1 protein-coding gene is annotated in these 2,573 nt (G+C 34.2%); it reads right to left on the bottom strand.

The features are described from left to right. Positions 1-2,573: collagen-binding adhesin CbpA (cbpA, locus tag KGF39_RS19190; RefSeq protein ID WP_227823541.1), on the bottom strand; the 2,573-nt coding region annotated here is incomplete at both ends.

Here is a 2,573-nt window from a genome sequence, read left to right as displayed (position 1 = left end):
GGGTTATCTGGATCTGGGTTATCTGGATCCGGGTTATCTGGATCTGGACTACCTGTATCATAACCTCCTGAGTCAGTATCTACATTTTTATCAGGCTTCCAATAATCATCTACTCCATCATTATCTGTATCTACTGCTGGACGATTATAATCTGTATCAGGGTTTCCATCTCCATTGGTATCTATATTTTTATCAGGTTTCCAAATACCATCTCCATTTCCACCTTCTGTACTAGGCTTCCATTCACCTGTATTATCAGTATCTATGTTAATATCTGGCTTCCAATCACCACTCGTATCTATATTGATATCTGGCCTTCCATCCCCATCAGTGTCTATATTTATATCCGGTTTTCCATCCCCATCTATATCTACATTTATCATATCTAACTTTAACTTCTTTTCATCCTCACTACCTTCAATGTAATTTATATCATCTCCAATATATTTTACAGTAATAGTTTGTTCAGTAGTAAAAATATGATGATTATTATCTAAAGGTCTCCATTCAATAGATGCAGTACTATAATTATGACTCCCACTACCCTTATTATGAGTTTTTAATTCTACTGGATCTTTATATTCCTTTCCATTAATATAGAATTGTACATAACCTCTTGGAGAGGCACAATCTGGTCCTTCTTTCTTATCAGGTGAAACAGTAGCATTTAATGTAAACGTATCTGTTGGTTTAAAAACATCAGTTTTAACTTTAGACTCTTCTACAACTAATGAAGTTTCTGCATCAGCAGGAATAATTTCTGCCTTATAAAATGCTCTATGCCCCCAATAAGCATCATTAAAAGGGTATTCACTAGAAAACTGTGTCGATGTAACGCTTAATTGATATTTTCCAGCATCAACTTGTTTTGTAAGGTCATCACTTCCTAAATTTACATCTGGTTGCATCGTTTCATCATCTAAACGTTGAGAACTAATAGTCATAAATTTTTTATCTGTAAGTTTTTCACCTTTAGGAGTAGTTATCGGAATACCACCATCTTTTAATAGCCAATCTAAAAATCCTTCTTCTACGTCTTTTTCAAATGGTAATCCATCATATCTTTTACTAATCAAATATGGTGGAGTCTTATCAATAGTAAATTCTTCATATTGCTTTAAAAATGAAGAACCTGAACCTATATCTTTAATATAAAAATCCTCTGGTTTTAGAAGTTCTCCAGTAATTTTATCTACAACAGTTAAATCAACAGATACTTCAGAACCAGTAAATTGGTCAGAGAACCATAAGTAAAGAATCCCTTGATCATCTGTATAACTAGGCGCTCCATAAGGATAAATTTTCCCATTAATTAGCATTTTAAAATCCTCAACTAGTGTAGTATCAACTTTATCTTCCCCTAAATATGTTAGAGATATTTTACTCATAAAAACGTGTGTTTTCTTTTCTAAATCACCGTATGCAACTGATCCATTGAGACTTTTGAATGTTGTTGCTTTTAATGAACCACCTGTTACTATAACATCTCCTGTTGTAGCACTTAGGTCAAAAATCCAACTTCCTGATCCTGTCGTATAAGGTAAAACCGTTCCTCCAGTTACAAGTACACGATATCCTCTATCTGTTCCTCTACTAACACATCCATCTCCAAATGCACTACCATGTGCCCCTCCATATGAATAGGAAAGTCCTCCATTAATTGTAATATTTCCACTATAACCAAAACCTGTGTTAGGATCTACTACTGATGGACTTAATCCTCTACTTGTTGTTGTATTGTATCCTCCACCTATTCCAGCTCCATGGTATGCGCCTTTAGCAGTTATAATACCACCATTGATTGTGATATCTCCACCACTACCCTTACCACCTCCACCTATTCCAGCTCCATATCCCGTATTACCACTCGATTCTTGACCTATAGCAGTTATATCACCACCATTAATAATAATATTTCCTCCACTTTCAGTATTTCCACCACCAATACCTGCAGAAAAATAATTTCCAACAACTTTTAAACTTCCTCTATTATTACTATCTAGTAGTGTAAGGCGATCTCCTTTTTTTAGCGTGTCTCCATTTTCTAGAGTTACATCTCTAGGAATTTTTCCACTCTCAGGAACTATAAACTCTCCTTCAATATCTCTATTTACAATAGAATCATCAATAATTAGAGTAGTACTTTTTCCTGCTCTCATACCTGGATAATATAAATCACCTGACTCTAGTATGTTTTCACTACCATCTTGTAATATAATATGTGCATATGCACCACCATCTTTATCTGGTGTTAAAGTAAATGGGCTATTACCACCAGATGCGGTTTTAATATTTACTCCATTAAATATTAATTCAGCTTTTATATCTTTAGGTATAACAATCCTATGTTTTGTTGGAGTATTTGGATTATTATTTTGAATTGTCATTTGTTTTCCACTAAGAATAGTTAAAACGCCACTTGCAAATTTAAAATCAACATTTATTTCTCCACCACTAATTTTAAAGTCTCCTGCAGACATAGACTCTTCTGCAGTGGCATCTTCTTCTACAATTACTTCATTAACATCTTCTTCTGCATCTCCTGCATTAGTATCTCCTTCTGCATTTCCTGC

Source organism: Clostridioides sp. ZZV14-6345, assembly GCF_020657775.1.
Taxonomy (GTDB): domain Bacteria; phylum Bacillota; class Clostridia; order Peptostreptococcales; family Peptostreptococcaceae; genus Clostridioides; species Clostridioides difficile_D.
Note: the sequence above shows the minus strand (reverse complement) of the source record. Positions and strands in the feature narration are given on the sequence as shown.